Source organism: Streptomyces macrolidinus (assembly GCF_023887685.1).
Classification (GTDB): domain Bacteria; phylum Actinomycetota; class Actinomycetes; order Streptomycetales; family Streptomycetaceae; genus Streptomyces; species Streptomyces macrolidinus.
In genome coordinates this window covers 1-26643 of sequence record NZ_JAMWMR010000018.1, presented here as the reverse complement: position 1 = coordinate 26643, position 26643 = coordinate 1, and the positions used below count along the sequence as shown (strand labels likewise).

The window sequence follows — 26643 nt, the reverse complement described above, 5'->3', positions numbered from 1 at the left end:
CCCTACCACCCGGAGCCCCCATGGGACGGTACGTCATCAGGCGCCTGCTGCAGATGATCCCGGTCTTCTTCGGCGCCACCCTGCTCATCTTCCTCATGGTGCACGTAATGGGCGACCCCGTCGCCGGTCTGTGCGGCGAGCGGCGCTGCGACCCCGCCACCGCGGCCCGGCTGCGCCGGGAGTTCGGCCTCGACCGGCCCGTGTGGCAGCAGTACCTGGCCTACATGGGCCATGTCTTCACCGGCGACTTCGGCACCGCCTTCAACGGACAGCGCGTCACCGAGCTGATGGGGACGGCCTTCCCGATCACCATCCGGCTCACCCTCGTCGCCATCGCCTTCGAGATCGTCATCGGGATCGCGCTCGGCGTGCTCACCGGGCTGCGCCGCGGGCACCCCATGGACACCTCCGTCCTGCTGCTCACCCTCGTCGTCATCTCCGTGCCGACCTTCGTCACCGGTCTGCTGCTCCAACTCCTGTTCGGCGTCCGCTGGGGCGTGATCCGGCCCTCGGTCTCCCCGCAGGCCGCCCTCGGCGAACTGATCGTCCCCGGGCTCGTCCTCGCCTCGGTCTCCCTCGCCTACGTCACCCGGCTGACCCGCACCACCATCGCCGAGAACAAGCGCTCCGACTACGTCCGCACGGCCATCGCCAAGGGGCTGCCGCGCCGCCGGGTGATCACCCGTCATCTGCTGCGCAACTCGCTCATCCCCGTCGTCACCTTCATCGGCACCGACATCGGCTCCCTCATGGGCGGCGCGATCGTCACCGAGCGGATCTTCAACATCCACGGCGTCGGCTACCAGCTCTACCAGGGCATCCTGCGCCAGAACACCCAGACCGTCGTGGGCTTCGTGACCGTCCTCGTCCTCGTCTTCCTGATCGCCAACCTGCTCGTCGACCTGCTGTACGCCGTACTCGACCCGAGGATCCGCTATGCCTGAGCAGCCGCCGTACGAGCCCGAGGGCGCCATGGCCGCGACCGGCACCGGCGGCACCATGGACCTCGCCGCCAGCGAGGCGACCACCCTGGAGAAGACGCCCGGCGGACCGGGCGGCACCGGCCCGGAGGGCAAGCCGCGCAGCCTGTGGTCCGACGCCTGGCACGACCTGCGCCGCAACCCCGTCTTCCTCGCCTCCGCGCTCGTCATCCTCTTCCTCGTCGTCCTCGCGATCCGGCCCTCGCTGATCGCCCCCGGCAACCCCCTGAGCTGCGACCTCTCCAAGGCCCTGGACGGCTCGCGCGCCGGGCACCCGTTCGGCTACGACGGCCAGGGCTGCGACGTCTACACCCGCACCGTCCACGGGGCCCGCACCTCGGTCACCGTAGGCGTCTGCGCCACCCTCGGCGTCGCGCTCCTCGGCTCCGTCCTCGGCGGCCTCGCCGGATACTTCGGCCGGGGCTGGGACGCCGTCCTGTCCCGGATCACCGACACCTTCTTCGCGATCCCGGTCCTCCTCGGCGGCCTCGTCCTCCTCTCCGTGGTCACCAGCACCACCGTCTGGCCGGTCGTCGGGTTCATCGTGCTGCTCGGCTGGCCGCAGATCTCCCGTATCGCCCGCGGCGCGGTCATCACCGCCAAACAGAACGACTACGTCCTGGCCGCCCGCGCCCTCGGCGCCTCCGACTCCCGCATCCTGCTGCGGCACATCGCGCCCAACGCCGTCGCGCCGGTCATCGTCGTCGCCACCATCGCGCTCGGCACCTACATCGCCCTGGAGGCGACCCTGTCCTACCTCGGCGTCGGACTGAAGCCGCCGAGCGTCTCCTGGGGCATCGACATCTCCGCCGCCTCCCCGTACATCCGCAACGCCCCGCACGCGCTGCTGTGGCCCTCCGGCGCCCTCGCGATCACCGTGCTCGCGTTCATCATGCTCGGCGACGCCGTGCGCGACGCCCTCGATCCGAAGCTGAGGTGAGCCCGTGCTGCTCGAAGTGCGCGATCTGCACGTGGAGTTCAGGACCCGTGACGGGATCGCCCAGGCCGTGAACGGGGTCAGTTACGGCGTGGACGCGGGCGAGACCCTCGCCGTGCTCGGCGAGTCCGGCAGCGGCAAGTCCGTCACCGCCCAGGCCGTCATGGGCATCCTCGACAGCCCGCCCGGCAGGATCACCGGCGGCCAAATCCTCTTCCAGGGGCGTGACCTGCTGCGACTCAAGGAGGAGGAGCGGCGCCGGATCCGCGGCGCCGAACTGGCGATGATCTTCCAGGACGCGCTGTCCGCCCTCAACCCCGTCCTCACCGTGGGCGACCAGCTCGGCGAGATGTTCATCGTGCACCGGGGCATGTCCCGCAAGGACGCCCGTGCCCACGCGGTCGCGCTGATGGACCGGGTGCACATCCCGGGCGCCGCCCACCGCGTCCGCGACTACCCGCACCAGTTCTCCGGCGGTATGCGCCAACGCATCATGATCGCCATGGCGTTGGCGCTGGAACCCGCGCTGATCATCGCCGACGAGCCCACCACCGCCCTCGACGTCACCGTCCAGGCCCAGGTCATGGACCTGCTCGCGGAACTGCGGCGCGAGTACCGCATGGGCCTCGTCCTCATCACCCACGACCTCGGCGTCGTCGCCGACGTCGCCGACCGCATCGCCGTCATGTACGCGGGCCGCGTCGTCGAGTCCGCCCCCGTGCACGACATCTACAAGGCGCCCGCCCACCCCTACACCCGCGGCCTGCTCGACTCCGTCCCCCGGCTCGACCAGAAGGGCGGCCGGCTCTACGCCATCAAGGGCCTGCCCCCCAACCTCATGGCCATCCCGTCGGGCTGCGCCTTCCACCCCCGCTGCCCGCTCGCGCGCGACGTGTGCCGCACCGACGTCCCCCCGCTCCACACGGTCGCAAAGAACCGGGCGAGCGCCTGCCACTTCTGGAAGGAGTGCCTGCATGACCGGGACTGAACCGATCCTGGAGGTCAGCGGGCTGGTCAAGCACTACCCGCTCACCCGGGGCATCCTCGTCAAGAAGCAGATCGGCGCCGTACGGGCCGTCGACGGCGTGGACTTCACCCTCGGCCGGGGCGAGACCCTCGGCATCGTCGGCGAGTCCGGCTGCGGCAAGTCCACCGTCGCCCGGCTGCTCGTCAGCCTGGAGAAGCCGACGGCCGGCGCGATCCGCTACCGGGGCGAGGACATCACCGGCCTGTCCCCGCGCGCCCTGAAGGCGGTACGGCGCAACATCCAGATGGTGTTCCAGGACCCGTACACCTCCCTCAACCCCCGGATGACCGTCGGCGACATCATCGGCGAACCCTACGAGATCCACCCCGAGGCCGCGCCCAGAGGCGACCGGCGCCGACGGGTACGGGACCTGCTCGACGTGGTCGGGCTCAACCCCGAGTACATCAACCGCTATCCGCACCAGTTCTCCGGCGGCCAGCGCCAACGCATCGGTATCGCACGGGGGTTGGCGCTGCGCCCGGAGATCATCGTCGCCGACGAGCCGGTGTCCGCGCTCGACGTGTCCGTCCAGGCCCAAGTGATCAACCTGCTGGCGGGACTTCAGGAGGAGTTCGGCCTGTCGTACGTCTTCATCGCCCACGACCTCTCGATCGTCCGGCACATCTCCGACCGGGTCGCGGTGATGTACCTGGGCCGCATCGTGGAGCAAGGCAGCCACACGGAGATCTACGACCACCCGACCCACCCCTACACCCAGGCACTGCTGTCCGCCGTGCCCGTGCCCGACCCCGAGGCGCGGGAGCACCGGGAGCGGATCATCCTCGGCGGGGACGTGCCCTCCCCGGCCCACATCCCCTCCGGCTGCCGGTTCCGTACCCGCTGCTGGAAGGCGCAGGAGCGCTGCGTACGGGAGGTGCCGCTGCTCGCGGTGCCCGAGACGCTCCGTACGGCAGGGGGTCCCGCCGCGCACGACTCGGCGTGCCACTTCGCGGAGAACTCCCTAGCCGGACGCGAACTCCGTTAACACGCAGGCAACTTGATCGACACGTGACCGATATACGCGCGCAGGACAGTGAACGGCGTACGGCCGTGCGGGTGCCGTGTGCGGGCCGGGGCAGCCATGCCGCCCCGGCCCGCTGTGCGCGGTCAGTCGAGCTTCAGGGCGCGCTTGAGGAAGTCGAGCTGGAGCAGGAGCAGGTTCTCGGCGACAGTCTCCTGCGGGGTCATGTGCGTCACCCCGGACAGCGGCAGCACCTCGTGCGGGCGGCCCGCGGCCAGCAGCGCCGAGGACAGGCGCAGGGAGTGGGCCATCACCACGTTGTCGTCCGCCAGGCCATGGATGACCATCATCGGCCGCGCCGGGTCCGCGGCGCCGACCAGGCCCGCGTCGTCGATCACCGAGTTGCGGCGGTAGACCTCCGGCTGCTCCGCGGGGTGCCCGAGGTAGCGCTCCTGGTAGAAGGTGTCATAGAGCCGCAGGTCGGTCACCGGCGCGCCGACCACGCCCGCGTGGAAGACGTCCGGGCGGCGCAGCACCGCGAGCGCCGCGAGATAGCCGCCGAAGGACCAGCCGCGGATCGCGACCCGGTCCAGGTCGAGCGGGAAGTCCTCGGCGAGGGCGTGCAGCGCGTCGACCTGGTCCTGGAGCGCGACCGCCGCCACCTCGTCCCTGATCTCCTTCTCCCAGGCGGGGGAGCGGCCCGGGGTGCCCCGGCCGTCCGCGACGATCACCGCGAAGCCCTGGTCGGCGAACCACTGCGAGGTCAGATGCGGGTTGTGCGCGGCCAGCACGCGCTGACCGTGCGGGCCGCCATAGGGGTCCATCAGGACGGGCAGGGAGGTGTCACCGGAGTAGTCCGTAGGCATAAGCACGGCGCATGGGATTCGGCGTGCGCCCCCCTGAGTGAGCGTCATGCGCGGGGACAAACCCGGGTGTTCGGCATATGACGCCACGGTCAGGGTCTTCGCGGGGCCACCGGTCGGGCCGCTCCGGGCACCACCCGCCTCGTTGCGCTTGCCGTCGCTCAACACCCGCGCCCGGGTGCCCGGTTGGCCAGGGACCGAGGAGACGAGTACGATCACGCCCCCGGCTCGCACCGCCGCGTGCACGCCGGGTTCCTGGGAGACGCGCTCCACGCCGAGTTCATTGACGCGGTAGACGTGGACCTCGCCGATCTCCGGGGAAGTGGCCGCCTCGCCGGCCGACGCCGAGACCAGTACATCGTCGTCCGACGCATCGAGTACCGCGCGTACGTGCAACTGCGGCCCCGTCAAAGGGCGTTCGCCCACCGTCAGCACGCGCGCGCCACCCTCGTCGGCGATCCGCACGAGCTGTCCTGAGGGGGTCCAGCAGGGAATACCAGGGAAAAGTTCAAGCCAAACTGGATCTTCGTCGGCGTGCACCATCCTGGTGGCGCCCGTGTCCGGGTCCACCGCCAGGAAGAGCTGGCCGCGCTGGTCGCGCGACTGGACCAGAATCAGCGGCGCACCCGCCGCTGACCAGTGCACTCGCGCCAGATACGGGTAGCCGACCCGGTCCCAGACGACCTCCGTGCGCGACCCGTCGAGGCCCAGGACGAACAGCCGTACGTCCGCGTTGTCGGTTCCGGCCGCCGGGTACGCGACCTGTCGCGGCGCCTGTTCCGGATGCGCGGGATCGGAGATCCACCACCGCTGTACCGGCGTGTCGTCCACGCGCGCGACCAGCATCCGGTCGGACTCCGGCGACCACCAGAAGCCCCGCGAACGCTCCATCTCCTCGGCCGCGATGAACTCGGCGAGGCCGTAGGAGACGGACTCCGACTCCGGTTCGGCAAGGGCCCGGTCGCCCTCGCCCTCGGCGCCGATCACGCGCAGCGCGCCCCGCGCGACGTACGCGATGTGCCGTCCGTCGGGGGCCGGACGCGGGTCGATCACCGGGCCCGCGGCGGGCAGTTCGCGCGCCGTGCCCGCGCGCAGCTCGGCAATGAACAACCGCCCTGACAAGGCAAAAGAGGCCAACTCCACGGCTGCGTCGGTGGCGTAGCCGACGATGCCGGCACCCCCCTCACGGCTGCGCTCGCGGCGGGCCAGCTCCTCGGGCGGCACCTGCTCGGTGGTGCCCTTCAGCAGAGCACCGGGGTCGGCCGCGGGACGCTCCACACCCTCCGCGGTGTCGAGGACCCAGAGGTGGTGAGCGCGGTCCGTGCCGGACGTGGAGCGCAGGAACACGACACGAGAACCATCGGGCGAGACGGTGAACGAACGCGGGGCGCCGAGCGTGAATCGCTGGGTCCGCGCGTGCCGTCGAGGGAAGGAATCGGGTTCGCTCGTCATGCCCTGACCATATTGGCCATGCGCCCCCTTGTGCGGCTGTGCGCCGATCGATGCGCACGTACGGATAGTTATGATCACTGGCGCACGGTGGGTAAGAAACCCGCTGGCATCTGTGTGGATTTCCCAACGTGGGTATGTCCTCATGGATTTGTTACCCCGTAGTCCGAACCCCCGCGTCCCTGTGGATCATTGGAGGTGAGCCGCCGTGGCACTCTCGATTTCGGCGGTGGTGCTGCTGGCGATCGTCGTCTTCCTTCTGGTCAAGAAGTCAGGGCTGAAGGCCGGGCACGCGGTCGTGTGCATGTTGCTCGGCTTCTATCTCTCCTCGTCGACGATCGCGCCGACGATCACTCAGCTCACGACGAACCTCGCGGGGATGATCGGAAGCATCAAGTTCTGAGCGGCCTGCCAGCGGGCTTCGGTCACCGAGTGACCGAAGCCCGCCCTGGCGCGCCTGCTTCCGCCCCTTCGTGGCACCGGAGTTCGCCGCGTTGCCTCCGGCCCGTGTGCTCGTCGGCTGGAGTCGCGATGCCTTCGACAAGCTACGCGGGGGCCGCAATGACGCCGCGCATGCCGCCCGAGGTGATGGCCGAGGGGATCGTCCGTGACCTCCAGTCCGCCCTGGACGGGTTCACGGCCATCGCCTGTTCCCTGGGCGGCGAGGTGGACGTACCGGAGGCCGAGGCCGAGTAACCGGCCGGTCGGGTCAGACCTCGGACGCGTACGACACGAAGTGGGTCCAGGCTTCTGACGTCAGCATGAGCCGGGGGCCTTCGACGTTCTTGGAGTCGCGGACGTGTACCGTGCCGGGCATCGTGGCGATCTCGACGCAGGAGTCACCTTCGCTGCTGCTGCTGTAACTGCTCTTGAACCAGGCCAGTTCGGGGGTGTCCCCGGTCGGGGCGTTGCGGATCATGTCTCTCCCAGCAGTTGCTCGATGAAGGCAGTCGACTCCCTCGGCGTGAGAGCCTGGGCGTCGCCTCTACGGTCACTTCGCGGTCTGGGCGTACGTGAGGAAGTCGCCCCATGCCGTGGCGGACAGGGCAAGCTGGGGGCCCTGTACGTCCTTGGAGTCACGGACGTGGACGGTGCCGGGGACTGTGGCGATCTCGACGCAGGAGTCGCCCTCGCTGCCACTGCTGTAGCTGCTCTTGAACCAGGCTGGCTCGGAGGCAACCTCGGGCGCGGTGTTGCGGATCATGTGTCCCCCAGCAGTCGCTCGATAAGGGCTGTCGACTCACGCGGCGTGAGCGCCTGTGCTCGGATGATGCCATACCTCAGTTCGAGGATACGGAGCTGCCTCGCTTCCGAGACCGGTCGACCGTTGGCCACTACCTGCGAACGGCCCACTGTCGAGCCGTCGTTGAACTTCAGTAGCTCGATCCCGGCGTCCACGCAGGCATGCTCTTCGCGGTCCATCGGCATCACCTGGAGTTCCACGTTCCGCAACTGCCCTGTCTCAAGCAGATGTTCAAGCTGTTGGCGCAGCGCGTCCCTCCCTCCCAGCGGGCGTCGAAGTGTCCACTCCTCCAGGACGAAACTGAGTTCAGGCGCCGGGGATCGCTCGAAGACGGCCTTGCGAGCCATGCGCGCGGCGATGAACCGCTCCACCTCGTCCTCGGAGTAGGCAGGCCGCCGCATCAGCAGCAACGACCGTGCGTACTCCGGCGTCTGCAACAAGCCATGCACGTTCAACGGATCGTAGAGCTGGAGCTCGACCGCCCTGGCTTCCATCTTCGCCAGGTCTCGCACGTTCTTCGGATACCGGACCTTGGCCACGTCCTCCTTCATTGCCGAGATCAGCCCGTTCGCGCCCAGGGCCTCGTCCGACTTGTCCAGATACTCGGGCCGGGGAATCCGCTTGCCGCCCTCGATCTTGTAGACCATGTCCTCGCCGTAGCCGATGGCCTTGCCGAACTCGCCAGCCTTCATCCCCACCGCCTCGCGCCGCAGCTTCAACTGGCGCCCGACGGTGGCGATGACCGCGAGGCCCCACTCGTCGTCCGGATCCACCTCCCAACCCGGCTCGTCCGTCTCGTCCTTGAGTCGTGCCGCATCTGCGTCGACAGTCATCAGCGTGCCCTTCCGTCGTACTGCCGTGCCTAACGCCCGCACCCGTACGTCCGTCGTCGACAGGCCCGGACAGCACCGGACAACAGGCGGACAGTCACCGTACGCAACGGCCTGGTCACTCACCACGGTAAGCGTCACCGGCCACTCTGAGTGACGTGAATCAGAAATCCGCAGAGGGGCGGGCGTGGGCCCAACACCACGACGCCGTACCCGACTTCACCGCTCTGCTGTCCTCCACCCCGCGCGGTGCCCGCCTGGCCCGGCTGCTCGCGGCCGATCAGCTCCGGAACTGGGGGATCCCGGCGGAGCCCGCGACGCACATCGTGGCCGAGCTGGCGGCCAACGCGGCCACCCACGGCCGTCTGCCCGGTCGCAGCTTCCGTCTCACGCTCTACGTGGTCGGTCGCACGCTGCGCATCGAGGTCACCGACACGCGCGGTGACCGCCTGCCCGAGCTCCAAGTGTCCGACGTGCTCGCCGAGTCCGGCCGCGGCCTGCTGCTCGTGGATGCGCTCGCGGATCGCTGGCACGTCGAAGAGGGCCGGTTCCCACGCAAGACCGTCTGGGCTGAACTGGACCTTCGGACACCGGATCCCGCCCCCGCGTGCTCCGGTCGCGTCAGCGACTGATAGCCAAGAACGGATGGGGAAATGACCCCCACCAAACCCCGCCCCTCACGCCCGTGCCCACGCTCACTCGGGCGGGTGAATATGCCTGACTCGGCTGGGTTTCGCGGCCCCGCACGGTTCTACGCTCAGCGCAACACATCCGCAGACATGCGACGGCCCTCGCCGGGACTGGCATCCCAATGCGAGGGCCTGACCACCGAGGAAGATGAGGGCTTCCCGATGGATGAGCAGAACCCTAGCGCGCCGCCGCGCGCCCACGCCCCTGTTACGGGCAGCAAGCACCCGAACCGGCGGCCTCACTCCGGCGGGTTGATCCACGACAACACCCGCCACACCACCCGCTTCACGGTGATCGGCAACCACCTCACCCAGCACCCGGACCTCTCCCTCCTCGCGATCGGCCTGGCCTGCCACATCCAGTCCCTGCCGAAGGGTTCCCGCGTCGACATCAAGACCCTCGCCGCCCGCTTCCCCGAGGGGGCCACGCGCATCGCCGCCGCACTGCGCGAACTGGAGACCCACGGCTACCTGCGTCGCCAACGCGAACGGACCCCCGGCGGACGTATCGTCACCCGGACAACCTCCTGCAATCAGCCAACGGTCCGGCGCTGCCCTGACAGGTCCAGTTGCCCTGCCCGGCCGGTAGGACCGGCGGAGACACCGGCCAAGTGTCCACCGCGCACGGGCCGCAAGCCCCTCCCTGCCGTACCCCAACCGGCATGCACCGCCCCAGCCCTTCTCCGGACCGCCACCGACCTCCTCACCGACCTGCGCCGCCGCGATCCGCGCCTCCTCCTGTCGGTCGACGACACGGCACACCTGGCCCCCGGCGTCGCCGCCTGGTTGGAACGCGACCTGAGCCCAGCCGCCGTACACCAGGCGCTGACCGCCGACCTCCCGCCCGAAGGGCTACGACGCCCCGCAGCCCTGCTGGCCCACCGTCTCACCGCCCATCTGCCGCCCCCGCCGCCGTTCCGCGCACCGGCCTCCCCGCTGCCCGTACGAGACCCGCTCCAGACCTGCGAAGGCTGCGACCGCGCCTTCCGCGCCCCTGCCCCCGGTCGCTGCCGCGACTGCCGATCCGGTCTTCCGGAGGTCGCCTGACGTGAGAGCGAGATCCTTGCCCCTGGGTGCAGACGACGAGGAGCGAGCGCCATGACCATCGCACCGGACAGCGCGCGGCCGGGCCCCTCCCACGCCTATCGAGTCATGCGGGACTTCGTTCGGTCCGTGGAGGACACCCTTCCCGGCAAGTTCGAGATCACCAAAGAAGGACTCGTCCACGACATGATGGCGCCCGTGAATCAGCACGAGCTGACCGCGCTGCGTCTCCGGAAGCGCCTGGAGCGGGTCATGCCGGAGGAGATCGTCGCCCACACGGGAGAGCCTGACGTGGAGGACGAGCCCGAGAGCATCATGCGGCACCCCGACGTGATGGTGATCGCCGAGGCGGAAATGGAAGGTGACGGGTCCTTCGATCCCCGCTCGCTCATCGCCGCCGTCGAGATCGTCTCCCGCTCCAACCCGGACAACGACTGGGTGGGCAAGGTCCGGGACTATCCCCTCATGGGCATCCCCGCCTACGCGATCTTCGACCCCCGCACCGGCACCGGCGCCGTGCTCTCCGACATCCATCCGACCCCCGATGGTCCCCGCTACGCCACCCGCAAGGACTTCGTCTACGGCGAGGACGTCACGATCGCCGACTGGACGATCTCGACCGACGGTCTGCCGCGCTACACGGACGAGAGGCAGAGGTGAGACGGCTGTCATCGGCCATCGCTCACGTCCTTGCCGATCAGGGGTGACAACCAGCAAGGAGGCCAGGGCCTCGTAGGGTGGTCCCATGACGGATCTGCCCTCCCGGCGTCTGCTCCTGGTGCACGCGCACCCGGACGACGAGTCGATCAACAACGGCGCGACCATGGCCAAGTACGCGGCCGAGGGCGCGCAGGTGACGCTGGTGACCTGCACGCTCGGTGAAGAGGGCGAGGTCATCCCGCCCGGTCTCGCGCACCTTGCGCCCGACCGCGACGACGCGCTGGGCCCGTACCGCGCCGACGAGCTGGCCGCCGCCATGGCGCGGCTCGGCGTGCGCGACCACCGCCTGCTCGGCGGCGCCGGGCGGTACCGCGACTCCGGGATGATGGGCACCGAGCAGAACCGTCGCCCCGGCGCCTTCTGGTCCGCCGACCTGGACGAGGCCGCCGGTCATCTGGTGGCGGTCGTGCGGGAGGTACGCCCCCAGGTCCTCGTCACCTACGATCCCGACGGCGGCTACGGCCACCCCGACCACATCCAGGCCCACCGCGTCGCGATGCGCGCCGCCGAGCTGGCCGCCGATCCCGGCTTCCGCCCGGACCTCGGCACGGCCTGGGAGATCGGCAGGATCTACTGGAACCGGATGCCGCGGCCGGTCGCGGAGGCCGCCTTCGCGCGGTTGCGCGAGGAAATCGACGCGACGCCCTTCACGAAGGTGGCCGCCGTCGACGATGTGCCCGGTGTCGTGGACGAGTCCGTGATCACCACGGAGATCGACGGCTCGGAGTTCGCCGCCGCGAAGGCTTCGGCGATGCGGGCGCACGCCACCCAGATCGAGGTCGCCGAGCCGTGGTTCGCGCTCTCCAACAACCTGGCGCAGCCGCTGTTCACCACCGAGTACTACGAGTTGGTACGCGGCGCCTCGGCCGACGGCCGGGAGACGGATCTCTTTCAGGGGGTGGCGTCATGACGCCGACCGGACAGCGGCCCAGCGGGCTGGCACAGCCCCTCGGAATGCCCTCCTTCGGGCGGATGGCCGCCTACCTCGGCCTTCTCCTGCTCGGCGCGCTGGTCGGTGTGGCGGGCGCCCTGGTGCAGTCCGGCTGGTTCCCCGGCGGGCTGCTGCTCGCGCTCGCGGGCGCGGCGGGGCTCTTCGTCGGCGGGGCGCGGGCCACGGCCGCCCGCGCGGGGGCGCTCGCTCCCGCCGCCGGGTGGATGATCGCCGTCGTCCTGCTGACCTCCAGCCGGCCCGAAGGCGACTTCCTGTTCAGTGCGGGCGCGGGGTCGTATCTGTTCCTGCTCGGCGGCATGATCGTGGCTGTGATCTGCGCCACCCTTGCCGGTGGGCGGTCATCGGGCGGCCCCGCCACCCGACTTGGCAAGTGACGTACGACTTCGCCGTCAGGACTTCGCGGACGTCTCGTTCGCGCGCGGCACGGACGTGGTGGTCGCGTGCGGGTTTCCCCACGGGCGCGCTCTGCGCATCGCGAGCGGCCAGTATGGTGGTGCGCACCGCCGAGTCTCCCCCGAGCTCTCGGCCATGCTCGAGCAGGGGGACCCCCACCTGTTGAGGTCGATGCGGGCGGCGGAGCCAACCGGGAGAACCTGCCTTGAGTCGTGAAACTGACAGTTCGTCCGCTGGAGCCCATGGGAGCGGCGCGACCGCCTACCCGTCGGGGACGCCGCCGTACGGGACCCCCATGGCACCCGGGGACGGTGTCGACGCGAGCCGTTCGGCCACGCAGTCGGAGGAACGCAAGACCGAGACCACGCTGACCACCCGGATCCGGATCAACATCCCCGGGTCCCGGCCCATTCCGCCGGTGGTCGTGCGCAAGCCCGTCGAGGAGGAGGGCGCCGTGGACGAGACCGACGCCGATCCCCAGACGACCGCCTCCATGAGCGTGCCGAGCGTCCCCGAGAGCCCCGCGGAGCCCTCCCCGGCGGCCGAGGAGAAGCCCACGAGCGACTGGTTCGCGCCCCGCAAGTCCTCGACGGCCAAGGGCCGTCAGGGCGGCGGCCCGGCCAACGGCGCCGCTTCGTCCGGGAGTTCGGGCCCGAAGGGTGCGAACGGCGCGAACGGTGCGAACAGCCCGAAGAGCGCGAACGGTGCGAACGGCGCACAGGGTGCGCAGGGCACGCAGGGCGCCGCGCCCGCGCAGTCCGGCCCCGGTGCGGGCGCCGGGCGTCCGGGTGGTCCGGGTGCGAACGGTACGGGTGGGGCGCGCCCCACCGCGTCCCCCGGCGGCGGCGTACGCCCCGGTGGTACGAAGAGCGGCCTCCCGGGTGCCGCGGGCGCGGGCCCCGTCGCGCCGGGCCACGGCGGGGGCACCGGCTCCTTCGACGTGTCCGAGGCCGTGGCCGCCAGCACCGCCCAGCTCCCGGTCATAGACCCCGACGACGACTGGCCTCTCCGTGAGAACCCGCCGCCCGTCCCCGACCTGGGCTTCCGTGGCCCGGCGGGCCCGACCGGCGGCCCGGTCACCGGCGACGGACCGCTCGTCCCGCCCCCGGGCCCCGCGGCGGGCCGCCCCGGCCCGAACGCTCCCGGCGTCCGCGATGTCCCCGGCGCGTCCGGCGCCCCCGGCGCTCCTGGTGCCGCCGCGGGCCAGCGACGTCCCGTCGGCGGGCTCAGCGACGACACCGCGGTCCTCACCCCGCAGAAGCCCGCCGAACCGGGCCCGCGGAAGGCCCCCGGTCCCCGCGGCAACGTCTCCGGGCAGACCGTCACGAGCGGCGTCCCCGGCACCCCGCTGGGCAAGCAGAACGGGCTCGGGTCGTTCGCGGCGGGAGCCCCCTCCGACGGGCCGCTGCCGAGCACGCCCCCGAAGGAGACGAAGCCCGCCCCCAGCGCGAAGCCGGCCAAGAAGAAGGGCCGCAGCAAGCTGGTGCTCCTGGGCGGTGGCGTGGTCGTCCTCGCCGGTGTCGCCTACGGCGCCGGACTGCTGATGAACCACTCCGACGTCCCCAAGGGCACCACCGTGCTCGGCGTCGACATCGGCGGCGGCACCCGCGACGAGGCCGCCGCGAAGCTCGACGCCGCGCTGGCCAGCCGTACGAACAAGCCGCTCCGGTTGTCGATCGGCGGCAAGACGGTCGCCCTCAAGCCCGAGCAGTCGGGCCTCCAGGTCGACAGCAAGGCCACCGTCGCCAAGGCCGCGCAGAGCGACTACAACCCGGTCTCGGTGATCCGCTCCCTGTTCGAGCGCAAGCGCGTCGTCCAGCCGGTGATCCCCGTCGACGTGGAGAAGCTCCAGGCCGCCCTCGGGCGTGTCGGGGGCGGCTCCGGGGCGATGACCGAGGGCACGATCAAGTTCGAGTCCGGCCGCGCCGTCGCCGTGTACGGCAAGGCGGGCAAGGGCATCGACCTCGCCGCCTCGACCAAGACCGTCGAACAGGCGTACCGCAAGCAGGTGGAGAGCAACACCAGCGCCCCCGTACAGGTGGCCACGACCACCCGTCAGCCGACGATCGCGAACGCCGAGGTCGACCGGATGATGAAGGAGTTCGCCGAGCCGGCGATGTCCGACAGGGTGACGGTCATGACCGACCCGGGTCACTCGGTGCTGCTCAGCCCCGAGAACTCCCTGTGGAAGTTCCTCGAAGTGAAGCCTGTCGACGGCAAGTTGGTCGAGTCGTACAACAAGGAAGCCCTCAAGGAGCTGTACGGCCACGCCTTCGACGGCGTCCTCATCGCGCGTGGCACCGGGCAGAAGACGCCGGTGGCGGTGACGGACGTGATCCAGGCACTGCGCCCCGCGCTGCTGGGCAAGACGGCGACGGAGCGCGTCGCCAAGATCGACACCGACCCCAGCTAGCACGTCCACCAACCCCGGCCAGCAGGACAGGAGTTGCCCCGTGCCCCTCGCGGCGCGGGGTGACATCTGTCATGTCGGAGTGCCGACAGCCGACACTGCCACCGCGCGCCCTCGCTCCGCGATCATTGCGGCATGACGATGACAACGGGGGCCGCCTCCAGGGCGGTCGGGTTCGAGCAGGTGACCAAGGCCTACGGTGACGTACGCGCCGTCGACGGGCTGTCGCTGGAGCTGCATCCGGGAGAGACCGTGGCCCTGCTCGGGCCCAACGGCGCGGGCAAGTCGACCACCCTCGATCTGCTCCTCGGGCTCAAGCAGCCGGACAGTGGCTCGGTGAAGGTGTTCGGGACCAGCCCGCGCCAGGCGATCGTGGCCGGGCGCGTCGGCGCCATGCTGCAGAGCGGCGGACTGATGGAGGACGTCAGCGTCGTCGAACTGGTGCGGCTCGCCTGCGCGCTGCACCCGAAGCCGTTCAAGGTCGACGACGTGATGGCCCGCGCGGGCGTGTCCCAGATCGCCGACCGCAAGGTCAACAAGCTCTCCGGCGGCCAGGCCCAGCGCGTGCGCTTCGCACTGGCCACCGCGGGCGACAGCGACCTGATCGTCCTGGACGAGCCGACCACCGGCATGGACGTCTCCGCCCGCCAGGCGTTCTGGGCCACCATGCGCGAGCAGGCCGACCAGGGCCGTACCGTCCTGTTCGCCACCCACTACCTCGAAGAGGCCGACGCCATCGCGGACCGGGTCCTGGTCCTGCACCGCGGCCGGCTGCTCGCCGACGGCACCGCCGCCGAGATCAAGGCGAAGGCCGGCGCCCGCCGTGTCTCCTTCGACCTGGAGGGCGCGTTCGACGAGGCTGCCCTGCGCCGCCTGCCGTTCCTGACCTCGATCGACATAAGCGGCCAGACCGTCCGGGTCCAGTCCTCCGACGCCGACGCGACCGTGCACGCCCTCTACGGTCTCGGCGTCTACCCCCGCAACCTCGAAGTCGCCGGGCTCGGTCTGGAGCAGGCGTTCGTCGCCATCACGGAGGCCGAGGAGGCCAAGCAGTCATGAACAGCCTGATCAAGCTCGAACTCGCCCGCGCCCTGCGCAACCGCAAGTTCCTGTTCTTCTCGGTGATCTACCCGTCGGCCCTGTTCCTGCTCATCGCGGGCAAGGCGGACAGTACGACGAAGGTCGACGGCAGCGGTCTCACCCTCCCGACGTACATGATGGTCTCCATGGCCTCCTTCGGCGCCCTGACCGCCGTCCTGATGGGCAACAGCGAGCGCATCGCCAAGGAGCGGGAGAGCGGCTGGGTACGGCAGCTCCGGCTGACCATGCTGCCGGGGCGCGGGTACGTCCTCGCCAAGACGGCCAGTTCCGCCGTGGTGAGCCTGCCCTCGATCGTGGTCGTCTTCGCCGTCGCCGCGGCCGTCAAGCACGTCCGCCTGGACGCCTGGCAGTGGCTCGCGCTGACCGGCGCGATCTGGGCCGGCAGCCTGGTCTTCGCCGCGCTCGGGGTCGCCCTCGGCTACCTCGCCAGCGGTGACGCGGTCCGCCCGATCACGATGATCGTCTACTTCGGGCTGTCGATCCTCGGTGGCCTGTGGATGCCGACGACGGCCTTCCCCGACTGGCTGCAGAGCGCCACCAAGTGGGTGCCCACGCACGCGTACGCCGCCCTGGGGCAGGCCATCGAAGAGAGCCGGGCTCCGCACGCCCAGGACATCGCCATCCTCGTCGTCTTCTTCGTCCTGTTCACGGGCGGCGCGGCCTGGCTCTACCGGAAGGACACACTGAAGGCGTGAGCGCCACGACGGAAGACCTGCGATCCGGTGAAGCCCGTGCCGAGCGGCTGCTGCGGATGGTGCGCCCGTCCCGCAACCGGGTCGAGGTGCTGCGCAAGCTGCTCTGGATCCTCCCTTGGCTGATCTTCCTCAGCTCGCCGGTGGAGGACCTGGTCTCCGGGCCCCACAGCACGGCCGCCACCGTGGCCGGCTGCCTGGGGCTCGCGGCCTTCACCGGCATCTATCTGACGCTGGTCTTCCGCAACATGGGCCGGCCGTTCCCGGGGCCCGTCGTCGGCGTCCTCGCCGCCGTGCTCGGCGTCCTCGCCGTCGTCCTGAGCCTCACCCTCGGCGGGCAGTGGGTCGGCCTCTTCGTGTACGTGTCGGTCGTCTGCGGGGCGACCTTCCCGCTGAAGATCGCGTACGGGGCGATCCCGCTGACCGCCGTGGCCATGCTGTGCGTGGTCGAGCACGACGGCGGGGACGGCATGTGGACCCTGCTCCTGCTGGTGCTGCTCATCGGCTTCGCGATGACCGGCGTACGCCAACTCGTGAACATCACCATCGAGTTGCGCCAGGCCCGCGCCACCGTCGCCCAGCTCGCCGCCAACGAGGAACGGCTGCGCCTCGCCCGCGATCTGCACGACCTGCTCGGCCACTCGCTCTCCCTGATCACCCTGAAGAGCGAGCTGGCCGGCCGGATGCTCCCCGACCATCCCGAACGCGCGGCCCAGCAGGTCGCCGACATCGAACAGGTCAGCCGCCAGGCCCTCGTCGACGTCCGCGAGGCCGTCACCGGCTATCGGCGCCCCCGGCTGTCCGCCGAACTGGCCGGTGCCCGGGTCGCGTTGACCGCCGCCGGAGTGAGCGCCGAACTGCCCGCCGAACCCGATCTCGACGGCATCCCCGAGGAGAGCGAGTCCGCGCTCGCCTGGGCGCTGCGCGAGGCCGTCACCAACGTGGTGCGGCACAGCGGCGCGAGCCGCTGCACGGTGGACGTGTTCCGCCGCCAGACCCTGGACGGCGCCTTCCTCGAACTCTCCGTCGAGGACAACGGCTCCGGCGGCCCCGACACGGGCCCCGGCAACGGACTGACCGGACTGACCGAACGCCTGGAGAAGGCCGGCGGCATGCTGGAGGCGGGCCGGGCCAAGCGCGGCTTCAAGCTGGCCGCCCGCGTGCCGGTCGCCTCCGGCACCGACATAGGATCCCCGGCATGAGCAGCACGATCAAGGTCCTCCTGGCCGAAGACCAGTCGATGGTCCGCGAGGCACTGGCCGCACTGCTCGGGCTGGAGGCCGACATAGAGGTCGTCGCCCAGGTGGCACGCGGCGACGAGGTCGTGGCGGCGGCCCGCGCGCACGACCTCGACGTGGCCCTGCTCGACATCGAGATGCCGGGTGCCACGGGCCTGGAGGCCGCGGCGGCGCTGCGGCGGGAGCAGCCGGACCTCAAGGTGGTCATCCTCACCACGTTCGGCCGCCCCGGCTATCTGCGCTCCGCGATGGAGGCGGGCGCCGTCGCCTTCCTGGTGAAGGACGCGCCCGCGGTCCAACTCGCCGAGGCGATACGGAAGGTGCTCGCCGGAGAGCGCGTCATCGACCCCACGCTGGCGGCGGCGGCCCTGGCCGACGGCGCCAACCCGCTGACCGACCGCGAACGCGAGGTCCTGCGCGCGGCGGCGGACGGCTCCACCAACGCCGAACTGGCCGCAGCCCTCCACCTGTCCCAGGGCACGGTCCGCAACTACCTCTCCATGGCGATCCAGAAGCTCGCGGTCCGCAACCGCGCGGAGGCGGTACGGATGGCACGGGAGAAGGGCTGGCTGTGATCGCCGAGTCGGCCGGACAACAGCTCAGTTGAGCCGCGCCCGAGCCGCCCGCGCCTGCCCCCGCACCCGCTCCGCCGCCGGTGCGTCCACGGCGGACACCAGCTCGGCGTACGCGTCGAGTTCGGCCGCCCCACCCAGGAAGTCCCCGCACTGCACGAGGAGTTGGCCCCGCTCGTACCGCAGCCGCGCCGGATGCGACGGCAGCAGCAGCGACAACTCGACCGCCCACAAGGCGACATCCGACCGCTCGGGCCGGGCGGCGGCCCACGCGCGGATGTTGTTGAGGATCCGCAGGACGACATCGAGCGGATCGGCGGGGTCGAGCATCGACGCATCCAGCGGCGCCCCCGTGGCCCCGGCGACCAGCAGCTCGGCGTCGCCGCCGGTCAGCACCCGGCCGCCGTCGAACGGGTCGGCCAGCACCTGCTCGTCCAACGGCCCGAACCCGACGACGAAGTGCCCGGGGAGGGCGACCCCGTACACCGGCGCACCCGCCCGCCGGGCCACCTCCAGCCACACCACCGACAGCAGGATCGGCAGCCCGCGCCGCCGCCGCAGCACCTCGTGCAGCAGCGAGGACTCCAGGCGCCCGTAGTCCGCGGCCACCCCGTGGAACCCGCAGCGCCCACCGAGGAGGTCGGCCAGCGCGGCGGCCCAGGCGCGCGGCCCGCCCGGCGCGTACGGCAACTGCCCGGCCAGCCGGTCCAACTCGATCTGCGCGGCGTCCAACCCGGCCTCGTCCAGCGACCCGTCCGCCGCCGCGCCCACCAGCAGGCACAGCGTCACGAGATCGGGCCGCTCGGAGCGTGCTTCCTCGGCGAACCGCCGCCGTATGTCGGTGGCTCGCTCGGGCTCTGGGGGACGGAGGGCGCGCATGCCTGGAACCTCTCACAGCACCGGTCAGGAACCGGTGTTCGGGCCGTGGGAACCCTCGGGCTCCCGGTAGTGGTGATACGCATGGTGTGCCCCGAAGCCCAGCCCCGTATACAGGCTCCGCGCCGCCGCGCTGCCGGACTCCACCTGGAGCCAGGCCGCCGAGGCGCCCTCGTCGAGGGCCCGCTGGGACAGGGCCGCCATCACGGTCGTGGCGAGCCCCCTGCGGCGCTGCGCGGGATCGACCTCGACGGCCGCGAAACCGGCCCACCGCCCGTCCACCACACAGCGCCCGATCGCCGCCGGGGGAGCGCCCGCCGCCCCCGGCACGGTCGCGAACCACACCGAGGGCCCGCTGCCCAGCACCTTCAGCGCGACCTCGCTCAGCCCCTTGCGCTGGTAGCGGGCGAGCCATTCCTCGTCCACCGTGCGCGTGAGCCGTACGCCACCGGCCTCGCGGTCCGCCACGGGGGCCAGCGCGCCGGTCCACAGCTCGGCGGTCACCTCCCGCGTCCAGCCGCGCGCCGCCAGCTCCGCGCACAGCAGCTCCTGAGTGCCCTCCGCGCCGGTCGCGAGCTGCACGTAGGCGGGCAGGCCGAGGGCCGCGTACCAGCGCCGTACGGCCGCGAGCGCCTCGTCCAGCGGCAGGCCGGGATCGCCCAGCGGCAGCACCGAGTTGGCGCGGCGCGTGAATCCGGCGGCGGCACGCAGCTCCCAGTCGCCGAGCCGCTCCCGCAGCACCGGCTGCCAGGCCCTGGCGGAGATCCGCGCCAGCTCCTCGTACGAGGCCGAGGGCCCCCTGCGGCGGGCGGGAGCGGCCGGCACGACCTTCCCCGCGACCATCGAGGACTCCGCGATCCGCACGCTCTCCCCGTCCCGGCGAGTGATCATCAACACACCGCCGCCCCATGAGGTGAGCACGCCGACCGTGTCGGTGTACTTCTCACCCGCGGAGGCCTGTTCGGTCACACACCGTACGGAGACGCGTTTGCCCACGTCAGCGGCGGTGATACGGACTTCGAGCCGTCCGCCCGCAGATATTTCCACAGGTCAGTTCACCCCTCCTGTTCGGATCATGCCCAAGAACGGAGATACTAGGGGCGGGCATCGACGACGCCGCGCTCCCGCGCGCCAGGCGGCGGAGCCTGAGGAGGCCCGCCAGCGCCCTACCGAGGAGGAACGACAGCGTGACCTACGTCATCGCAGAGCCTTGTGTCGACGTCAAGGACAAGGCGTGCATCGAGGAGTGCCCGGTCGACTGCATCTACGAGGGCCAGCGGTCCTTGTACATCCACCCGGACGAATGCGTCGACTGTGGAGCCTGTGAGCCGGTCTGCCCGGTCGAGGCGATCTTCTACGAGGATGACACTCCCGAGGAGTGGAAGGACTACTACAAGGCGAACGTCGAGTTCTTCGACGAGCTCGGCTCGCCCGGTGGCGCCAGCAAGCTGGGGCTGATCGAGCGTGACCACCCCTTCATCGCGGCGCTGCCCCCGATGAACAAGTAAGCGGCACTGTACGTCCTCTCCCTGGTTCCACGGCTTCCACCGGGAACCACAGGAACCAGGGGGAACCTTCATCGCCTCGGTCCCGTACGGCGCCCGCCCGCGCCGCACGGGACCGAGGCGTTTACGGCGCCCGTTGCGGGTGTCGTCGTAGCAGAAAGTGAGCCGATCGCCGTGTCCGCAGTCTCAGATCCCCACTCGTCCCGGCCGTCGCTGCGCGACCGCCTGCCCGCGTTCCCGTGGGACAAGCTGGAGCCGTACAAGAAGACGGCCGCCGCGCATCCGGGCGGGATCGTCGACCTGTCCGTCGGCACCCCGGTCGACCCGGTCCCCGAGTCGATCCAGAAGGCGCTGATCGCCGCCGCGGACTCCCCGGGCTATCCGACCGTCTGGGGCACGCCCGAGCTGCGCGACGCGATCACGGGCTGGGCGGAGCGCCGCCTCGGCGCCCGCGACCTCACCCACCACCACGTCCTGCCGATCGTCGGCTCCAAGGAACTCGTCGCCTGGCTCCCGACGCAGCTCGGCCTCGGCCCCGGCGACAAGGTCGCCTACCCGCGCCTGGCCTACCCGACGTACGAGGTCGGCGCCCGCCTGGCCCGCGCGGAGCACGAGGTCTACGACGATGTGACCGCCCTCGACCCGACGGGCCTGAAGCTCCTGTGGCTCAACTCCCCGTCGAACCCCACGGGCAAGGTGCTGGGCAAGGAGGAGCTGACCCGGATCGTGGCCTGGGCGCGCGAGCACGGCGTCCTGGTCTTCTCCGACGAGTGCTACTTCGAGCTGGGCTGGGAGGCCGAGCCCGTCTCGGTCCTGCACCCCGACGTGTGCGGCGGCTCGTACGAGGGCATCGTCGCCGTCCACTCCCTGTCCAAGCGCTCGAACCTGGCGGGCTACCGGGCGGCGTTCCTCGTGGGCGACCCGGCCGTCCTCGGCCCGCTGCTGGAGATCCGCAAGCACGGCGGCATGATGACGTCGGCGCCGACGCAGGCGGCGGTGGTGGCGGCACTCGCCGACGACACGCACGTCACGCAGCAGCGCGCGCGGTACGCGGCCCGTCGTACGGCCCTGCGCGACGCGCTCGTGCGGCACGGCTTCCGGATCGAGCACAGCGAGGCGAGCCTGTATCTGTGGGCGACGCGCGAGGAGTCCTGCTGGGACACCGTGGCCCACCTCGCCGACCTGGGCATCCTGGTCGCCCCCGGCGACTTCTACGGCTCGGCGGGCGAGCGGTTCGTCCGCGTGGCGCTGACGGCGACGGACGAGCGCGTGGCGGCGGCGGTGGAGCGGCTGTCCCGCGCGTAAGGCTGTGCACGCATACGGCTATGCGGCTATACGGCGGAGGGGCCGGGGAACGTTCCCCGGCCCCTCCGCCGTCGGCCTTGCGCCCCGGGCTCAGCCGCCCAGCGGCAGCCCCGGCAGCGGCAGTCCCTGCGTCGGCAGGCCGCCCGTCGCCTTCTTCGCGGTGTCGCCGAGCAGACCGCCGGTCTGTCCCGTCGCGGCCCCGGTCGCCTTCCGCGCGACCGGCGTCGTGGTCCCGACGAGTCGACCCGCCGCCTTCTGCGCGACCGGCGTCGCCTTCTTGACCGCGGTGTGGCCGACGTGGCCCGCGACCCCGGCGACCTTCTGGGCGGCGCCGTCGACGCTGCCGATCTGCGCGCCCTGGAGGTTGGTCAGCCCGCCGAGGTTCTGGGTGCCCGGAAGGTCGGTCGTCGCCGCACCGGCGGAGCCGGCCGCACCGACCACGGGTGCCGCTCCCGCCGCGATCAGCAGCGCGGCACGGGCGATCCGACGGGTCAGGGGGAGGGACATGGTGCTCCTTAGACGGGAGAGAACGGTGAAGTGTCCGACCGTGCCCGCTGATGCCGTCGCGGGCTCGGACGCAGTGACTACCGCTCGAGACCCGCGAAGGTTGCGGTGGCCCGCCGCAAAGAGTTGGCAATGCGTCGCATTATCAGGTGGGGAGGAAATCGGGCAAACGATCCTCGCGCGAATCGACCGTCGAGATCCCCAAGTCCCTTCGCCGCCAGGGGATTTGGCGTTGCGGAAGGGGCGGTACGCACGTCGGCGCGCCTCGTCACCGAGGCGCGCCGTGTACAACCCCGGGGAGGGAAGGCTCGTACTGCTGGCCGAGCCGGTCGAGCTACTCGCCTATGACGATACGGACCCGGCCGGTCGACGCCTTCGCGTCCGAGACATGGGCCGTCTCACGCCACTGGTCCGCGTACCCGCCGCGCGACCACACCCGGCCCGCGTAGGAGACCCGCGAGATGTGCAGCGACGAGGAGTTGGCCACTGCCCAGTGCGCCAGCTCCCAGCCCCGCTGGTCGGCGGTGCCCGAGGTGGTGGTCTTCCGGGGCACCGGGATCGTCACGGTGTCGGTGGTCCCCTTCGCCGTGGCCGTGGGGGACGGCGAAGGCCGCTCGGCGCCCACCTCCGCTCCGGCCGACGTCAGCACCTCGCGCCCGAAGTCCCGTACGAGCGCGGCCCGTACGGCGTCCGAGCCGCCCGTCGCGGTGGGGGCCGGGCGGCCCTGGCAGGTCAGCGTGGCCGCCGTGTGGCCGGTGAGCGCGGCGGCGAGCAGCGTGGCGTCCGGCTCGTGCTTCGCGTACGCCTCGGGGAAGCCGCTGCGCTGCACACGCTGGGCGGCGACCGTCAGCGGCAACTCCGTGTAGCCGGGCACCTTGGCCAGGTGCTCGTAGAACTTCCCCGCCGCGTACGTCGGGTCCATGATCTGCCGCTCGGTGCCCCATCCCTGCGAGGGGCGCTGCTGGAACAGACCGAGCGAATCCCGGTCGCCGTGCTCGATGTTACGCAGGCCCGACTCCTGGAGCGCCGTCGCCAGCGCGATCGTCACCGCGCGCTCGGGCATGCCGCGGGTGGTGCCGACCGCGGAGATCGTCGCCGCGTTGACCGCCTGCTCCGGTGTGAAGTCGTACGACGTCCTGTCACCTCGTCCCGAAACGACCGTGCATCTCGGCGCGTTCGAACCGGTGAGGTACTGGACGGCGAGATAGCCGACGACAGCGAACAGGACCATGACGGCCGCGGTGCTCCGCAGAAGACGGCCGCGGCGACGGGGAGAAGGGGACGGCTCAGGCACCCGTACAAGGTACTGGAGAGCCTCAAGTGGCCTTCCGGGGCTGTGGAAAACGCCTCGGGCGCTCCGGTCGCGTTAGGGTCGACAACATGGCCGACACCCCCCTTGACCTCACGCTGGACGCCGCGCGGCTCACCGCCCGGCTCGTCGACTTCCCCTCCGAGAGCGGGAACGAGAAGCCCCTCGCGGACGCGATCGAGACCGCGCTGCGCGCGCTGCCGCATCTGACGGTGGACCGGTACGGCAACAACGTCGTGGCCCGTACGCACCTCGGGCGGGCGGAGCGCGTCATCCTGGCCGGCCATATCGACACGGTCCCGATCGCGGACAACGTCCCCTCGCGGCTGGAGGCGGACGGTGTGCTGTGGGGCTGCGGCACCTGCGACATGAAGGCGGGCGTCGCGGTCCAGCTCCGTATCGCGGCGACGGTCCCCGAGCCCAACCGCGACCTCACGTTCGTCTTCTACGACAACGAGGAGGTCGCCGCACACCTCAACGGTCTGAAGCATGTGGCCGAGGCCCACCCCGACTGGCTGGAGGGCGACTTCGCGGTGCTCCTCGAGCCCTCCGACGGCCAGGTCGAGGGCGGCTGCCAGGGCACCCTGCGCATGCAGTTGAAGACCAAGGGCGAGCGGTCCCACTCGGCACGGAGCTGGATGGGCGCGAACGCGATCCACGCGGCGGCCCCGATCCTGGCCCGCCTGGCCGCCTACGAGCCCCGGTACCCGGTCATCGACGGCCTGGAGTACCGGGAGGGGCTGAACGCGGTCGGCATCTCGGGCGGCGTCGCCGGGAACGTGATCCCCGACGAGTGTGTGGTCACGGTCAACTTCCGCTACGCGCCGGACCGGAGCGAGCAGGAGGCGATCGCCCATGTCCACGAGGTCTTCGCGGACTGCGGGGTCGAGGAGTTCGTGGTGACCGACCACAGCGGCGGCGCGCTGCCCGGTCTCACGCACCCGGCCGCGGCGGCCTTCGTGGCGGCGGTCGGCGGCACCCCGCAGCCCAAGTACGGCTGGACCGACGTCTCCCGCTTCAGCGCGCTCGGCGTTCCGGCCGTCAACTACGGTCCGGGCAACCCCCACTTGGCGCACAAGCGGGACGAACGCGTGGACACGGCGAAGATCCTCGCGGGCGAGGAGCGCCTGACGGCCTGGCTGACGTCCTGATCCACCGCCTCGATGTCACCGTGGCGGTTCATGGCGGACCGGCGGAGGTCCCCCACACGTGACCCACCCGGATCTACGCTGGGGTGGAACGGCCTTCTCCCAGGAACGCGGCTTCGCCCTCCACTCCCGGCTCCGCCCGCGCGGGGGACGGCCCTGAACAGGGAAGACCCCGACGCGGAGGGAGCGCACATGCCGACCGGCAACCCCGAGGGCAAGAAGGTGCCACCGGACGAGCAGCGACTCGGTCCCGTGCTGCGCAGGCGGGACCAGGTGACGACGAGCACCACGGACCAGCGGCTGCTGGACGCGGGCGGCCCCTCGGACTGGGTCCACACCGACCCCTGGCGTGTCCTGCGCATCCAGTCGGAGTTCATCGAGGGCTTCGGCACGCTGGCCGAACTCCCGCCCGCCATCAGCGTGTTCGGCTCCTCGCGCACGCCTGTGGACTCACCGGAGTACGAGGCGGGCGTACGGCTCGGGCGCGGCCTGGCGCGGGCGGGCTGGGCGGTGATCACAGGCGGCGGCCCCGGGGTGATGGAGGCGGCCAACAAGGGCGCGTGCGAGGCGAAGGGGGTCTCGGTCGGGCTCGGCATCGAGCTGCCCTACGAGCACGGCCTGAACCCGTACGTCGACGTCGGACTGAACTTCCGCTACTTCTTCGTCCGCAAGATGATGTTCGTGAAGTACGCGCAGGGCTTCGTGGTCATGCCGGGCGGCATGGGCACCCTGGACGAACTCTTCGAGTCCCTGACCCTCGTCCAGACCGAGAAGGTGACCCGCTTCCCGATCGTCCTCTACGGCACCGCGTACTGGGGCGGCCTGGTGGACTGGCTCAAGAACACCATGGTGGCCCAGGGCAAGGCCGCGGAGAAGGACCTGCTCCTGTTCCATGTGACGGACGACGTGGAGGAGGCGGTGGCGCTGGTGTCGAAGGAGGCCGCGCGCTGAGGCCAGGAAGCGGGGGAGCCGGGGTGTCAGGCCAGGCCCCGGCGGGCCACCGCCGGTGGGCGATGCCCGGCGATCGACGCCACCATGTCGAGGACCTGCCGGGTCTCGGCCACCTCGTGCACCCGGTACACCTGCGCTCCCAGCCAGGCCGACACCGCCGTCGTCGCCAGCGTCCCCACCAGCCGCTCCTTGACCGGCTTGTCCAGCGTCTCGCCGACGAAGTCCTTGTTGGACAGCGACACCAGCACCGGCCACCCCGTGGCGACCATCTCGCCCAGCCGTCGCGTCGCCTCCAGGCTGTGCCGTGTGTTCTTGCCGAAGTCGTGGCCGGGGTCGATCAGCACCGACTCGCGCGGCACGCCCAGCGCCACCGCCCGCTCGGCCAGGCCCACGGTCACGTCCAGGATGTCGGCCATGACGTCGTCGTAGCGCACCCGGTGCGGCCGGGTCCGCGGCTGCGCTCCGCCCGCGTGGGTGCACACCAGCCCCACCCGGTGGCGCGCCGCGACCTCCGCGAGCCGTGGATCGACCCCGCCCCAGGCGTCGTTCAGCAGATCGGCGCCCGCCTCGCAGACCGCCTCGCCGACGTCGTGCCGCCAGGTGTCCACGCTGATCACGACGTCGGGGAAGCGGCGCCGTACCTCGGCGACGAAGCCGACCGTGCGCCGCGCCTCCTCCTCGGCCGTCACCTCTTCCCCCGGCCCGGCCTTGACCCCGCCGATGTCGATGATCGCGGCGCCCTCGGCCACCGCCTGCTCCACGCGCGCGAGGGCGGGCTCGTCGCGGAACGTGGCGCCCCGGTCGTAGAAGGAGTCCGGGGTCCGGTTCACGATCGCCATGACCACCGGCTCGTGCGCGCCGAATTCCCGCCTGCCCAGCCTGAGCATCCCCTGAGACCTCTTCCGTTCCGTCCGTTCCTTGGCCGCCTGCGACCTTAGGGTCTG

General features: G+C 71.2%; 29 protein-coding genes. 20 read left to right on the top strand and 9 right to left on the bottom strand.

What is annotated here, in order from left to right; all coding sequences use genetic code 11:
* Nucleotides 1-20 precede the first annotated feature (20 nt).
* Genes NGF19_RS19725 through NGF19_RS19710 form a run of 4 tightly spaced genes read left to right on the top strand, consistent with a single transcriptional unit; the run spans nt 21 to nt 3929 of the window.
* Nucleotides 21-944 carry an ABC transporter permease gene (locus NGF19_RS19725; RefSeq protein WP_252426368.1) on the top strand — a complete coding sequence of 308 codons (924 nt, stop codon included), beginning with the start codon at nt 21-23 and terminating at the stop codon, nt 942-944.
* Nucleotides 937-1920 carry an ABC transporter permease gene (locus tag NGF19_RS19720; protein WP_252426366.1) on the top strand — a complete coding sequence of 328 codons (984 nt, stop codon included), beginning with the start codon at nt 937-939 and terminating at the stop codon, nt 1918-1920. Before NGF19_RS19725 ends, NGF19_RS19720 begins: the two co-directional genes overlap by 8 nt.
* Before the next feature lie 4 nt (nt 1921-1924).
* Nucleotides 1925-2905 carry an ABC transporter ATP-binding protein gene (locus tag NGF19_RS19715; protein WP_252426364.1) on the top strand — a complete coding sequence of 327 codons (981 nt, stop codon included), beginning with the start codon at nt 1925-1927 and terminating at the stop codon, nt 2903-2905.
* Nucleotides 2892-3929, top strand: a complete 1038-nt coding sequence (locus NGF19_RS19710; RefSeq protein WP_252426362.1) for an ABC transporter ATP-binding protein — start codon at nt 2892-2894, stop codon at nt 3927-3929. Before NGF19_RS19715 ends, NGF19_RS19710 begins: the two co-directional genes overlap by 14 nt.
* Nucleotides 3930-4051: 122 nt before the next feature.
* On the opposite strand, the gene NGF19_RS19705 is transcribed toward NGF19_RS19710, so the two are convergent.
* Entirely contained in the window at nt 4052-6220 is a 2169-nt protein-coding gene (locus NGF19_RS19705) for a prolyl oligopeptidase family serine peptidase (RefSeq protein WP_252426360.1), read from the bottom strand.
* A 205-nt stretch (nt 6221-6425) separates the two neighbouring features.
* On the opposite strand from NGF19_RS19705, the gene NGF19_RS19700 reads away from it, so the two are divergent.
* Nucleotides 6426-6620: a hypothetical protein gene (locus tag NGF19_RS19700; protein WP_252426358.1), complete on the top strand. Its 195-nt coding sequence runs from the start codon at nt 6426-6428 to the stop codon at nt 6618-6620.
* A gap of 128 nt (nt 6621-6748) precedes the next feature.
* Nucleotides 6749-6913, top strand: coding sequence for a hypothetical protein (locus NGF19_RS19695; RefSeq protein ID WP_252426356.1), 165 nt, complete (start codon nt 6749-6751; stop codon nt 6911-6913).
* Between the two features lie 13 nt (nt 6914-6926).
* Here NGF19_RS19695 and NGF19_RS19690 read toward each other — a convergent pair whose 3' ends face one another.
* The 3 genes from NGF19_RS19690 to NGF19_RS19680 form a co-directional block, all read right to left on the bottom strand.
* A complete protein-coding gene (locus NGF19_RS19690; protein WP_252426353.1) occupies nt 6927-7136 on the bottom strand; it encodes a DUF397 domain-containing protein in 210 nt (69 codons plus the stop codon).
* A 72-nt stretch (nt 7137-7208) separates the two neighbouring features.
* Nucleotides 7209-7421 carry a DUF397 domain-containing protein gene (locus NGF19_RS19685; protein WP_252426351.1) on the bottom strand — a complete coding sequence of 71 codons (213 nt, stop codon included), beginning with the start codon at nt 7419-7421 and terminating at the stop codon, nt 7209-7211.
* Entirely contained in the window at nt 7418-8293 is an 876-nt protein-coding gene (locus NGF19_RS19680; protein WP_252426348.1) for a helix-turn-helix domain-containing protein, read from the bottom strand. Before NGF19_RS19680 ends, NGF19_RS19685 begins: the two co-directional genes overlap by 4 nt.
* A gap of 146 nt (nt 8294-8439) precedes the next feature.
* Between NGF19_RS19680 and NGF19_RS19675 the strand changes: the two genes are divergently transcribed.
* The 10 genes from NGF19_RS19675 (at nt 8440) to NGF19_RS19630 (ending at nt 18104) form a co-directional block, all read left to right on the top strand.
* Nucleotides 8440-8922, top strand: a complete 483-nt coding sequence (locus NGF19_RS19675; protein ID WP_289735835.1) for an ATP-binding protein — start codon at nt 8440-8442, stop codon at nt 8920-8922.
* Nucleotides 8923-9141: 219 nt separating this feature from the next.
* Nucleotides 9142-10026: a helix-turn-helix domain-containing protein gene (locus NGF19_RS19670; RefSeq protein ID WP_252426345.1), complete on the top strand. Its 885-nt coding sequence runs from the start codon at nt 9142-9144 to the stop codon at nt 10024-10026.
* A gap of 51 nt (nt 10027-10077) precedes the next feature.
* On the top strand, nt 10078-10683 hold the full coding sequence (locus tag NGF19_RS19665) for a Uma2 family endonuclease (RefSeq protein WP_252426344.1): 606 nt from the start codon (nt 10078-10080) through the stop codon (nt 10681-10683).
* An 85-nt stretch (nt 10684-10768) separates the two neighbouring features.
* Nucleotides 10769-11653 carry an N-acetyl-1-D-myo-inositol-2-amino-2-deoxy-alpha-D-glucopyranoside deacetylase gene (mshB, locus tag NGF19_RS19660; RefSeq protein WP_252426342.1) on the top strand — a complete coding sequence of 295 codons (885 nt, stop codon included), beginning with the start codon at nt 10769-10771 and terminating at the stop codon, nt 11651-11653.
* Nucleotides 11650-12069 carry a DUF6113 family protein gene (locus NGF19_RS19655; protein ID WP_252426340.1) on the top strand — a complete coding sequence of 140 codons (420 nt, stop codon included), beginning with the start codon at nt 11650-11652 and terminating at the stop codon, nt 12067-12069. The genes mshB and NGF19_RS19655 overlap by 4 nt, the downstream gene beginning before the upstream one ends.
* A 224-nt stretch (nt 12070-12293) precedes the next feature.
* Complete coding sequence (locus NGF19_RS19650) at nt 12294-14501, top strand: hypothetical protein (protein ID WP_252426338.1); 2208 nt, start codon at nt 12294-12296, stop codon at nt 14499-14501.
* Nucleotides 14502-14633: 132 nt separating this feature from the next.
* A complete protein-coding gene (locus NGF19_RS19645; RefSeq protein ID WP_252426336.1) occupies nt 14634-15557 on the top strand; it encodes an ABC transporter ATP-binding protein in 924 nt (307 codons plus the stop codon).
* Complete coding sequence (locus NGF19_RS19640) at nt 15554-16294, top strand: ABC transporter permease (protein WP_252426334.1); 741 nt, start codon at nt 15554-15556, stop codon at nt 16292-16294. The genes NGF19_RS19645 and NGF19_RS19640 overlap by 4 nt, the downstream gene beginning before the upstream one ends.
* Nucleotides 16291-17493: a sensor histidine kinase gene (locus tag NGF19_RS19635; protein ID WP_372505696.1), complete on the top strand. Its 1203-nt coding sequence runs from the start codon at nt 16291-16293 to the stop codon at nt 17491-17493. The genes NGF19_RS19640 and NGF19_RS19635 overlap by 4 nt, the downstream gene beginning before the upstream one ends.
* Nucleotides 17490-18104, top strand: coding sequence for a response regulator transcription factor (locus NGF19_RS19630; RefSeq protein ID WP_252426332.1), 615 nt, complete (start codon nt 17490-17492; stop codon nt 18102-18104). The genes NGF19_RS19635 and NGF19_RS19630 overlap by 4 nt, the downstream gene beginning before the upstream one ends.
* 24 nt (nt 18105-18128) lie before the next feature.
* On the opposite strand, the gene NGF19_RS19625 is transcribed toward NGF19_RS19630, so the two are convergent.
* Together NGF19_RS19625 and NGF19_RS19620 are read right to left on the bottom strand one after the other, a co-directional pair.
* Nucleotides 18129-18980: a transglutaminase family protein gene (locus NGF19_RS19625; protein WP_252426330.1), complete on the bottom strand. Its 852-nt coding sequence runs from the start codon at nt 18978-18980 to the stop codon at nt 18129-18131.
* Nucleotides 18981-19004: 24 nt separating this feature from the next.
* Complete coding sequence (locus tag NGF19_RS19620) at nt 19005-20024, bottom strand: GNAT family N-acetyltransferase (protein WP_252426328.1); 1020 nt, start codon at nt 20022-20024, stop codon at nt 19005-19007.
* 140 nt (nt 20025-20164) lie between these two features.
* On the opposite strand from NGF19_RS19620, the gene fdxA reads away from it, so the two are divergent.
* Entirely contained in the window at nt 20165-20485 is a 321-nt protein-coding gene (gene fdxA, locus NGF19_RS19615) for a ferredoxin (RefSeq protein ID WP_252426326.1), read from the top strand.
* A 171-nt stretch (nt 20486-20656) separates the two neighbouring features.
* Nucleotides 20657-21787, top strand: a complete 1131-nt coding sequence (locus tag NGF19_RS19610; RefSeq protein ID WP_308288504.1) for a bifunctional succinyldiaminopimelate transaminase/glutamate-prephenate aminotransferase — start codon at nt 20657-20659, stop codon at nt 21785-21787.
* 90 nt (nt 21788-21877) lie between these two features.
* Here the strand turns inward: NGF19_RS19610 and NGF19_RS19605 are convergent, their stop codons facing one another.
* Together NGF19_RS19605 and NGF19_RS19600 are read right to left on the bottom strand one after the other, a co-directional pair.
* Nucleotides 21878-22294, bottom strand: coding sequence for an ATP-binding protein (locus NGF19_RS19605; protein ID WP_252426324.1), 417 nt, complete (start codon nt 22292-22294; stop codon nt 21878-21880).
* 331 nt (nt 22295-22625) lie between these two features.
* On the bottom strand, nt 22626-23585 hold the full coding sequence (locus NGF19_RS19600) for a VldE C-terminal domain-containing protein (RefSeq protein ID WP_252426322.1): 960 nt from the start codon (nt 23583-23585) through the stop codon (nt 22626-22628).
* 86 nt (nt 23586-23671) lie between these two features.
* Between NGF19_RS19600 and dapE the strand changes: the two genes are divergently transcribed.
* A complete protein-coding gene (gene dapE, locus NGF19_RS19595) occupies nt 23672-24751 on the top strand; it encodes a succinyl-diaminopimelate desuccinylase (protein ID WP_252426320.1) in 1080 nt (359 codons plus the stop codon).
* Nucleotides 24752-24940: 189 nt separating this feature from the next.
* The gene (locus tag NGF19_RS19590) at nt 24941-25699 is read left to right on the top strand and encodes an LOG family protein (RefSeq protein WP_252426318.1); all 759 of its coding nucleotides are present in this window, start codon (nt 24941-24943) and stop codon (nt 25697-25699) included.
* Nucleotides 25700-25725: 26 nt separating this feature from the next.
* On the opposite strand, the gene folP is transcribed toward NGF19_RS19590, so the two are convergent.
* Nucleotides 25726-26586 carry a dihydropteroate synthase gene (gene folP / locus NGF19_RS19585; protein WP_252426470.1) on the bottom strand — a complete coding sequence of 287 codons (861 nt, stop codon included), beginning with the start codon at nt 26584-26586 and terminating at the stop codon, nt 25726-25728.
* Between the last annotated feature and the right edge of the window lie 57 nt (nt 26587-26643).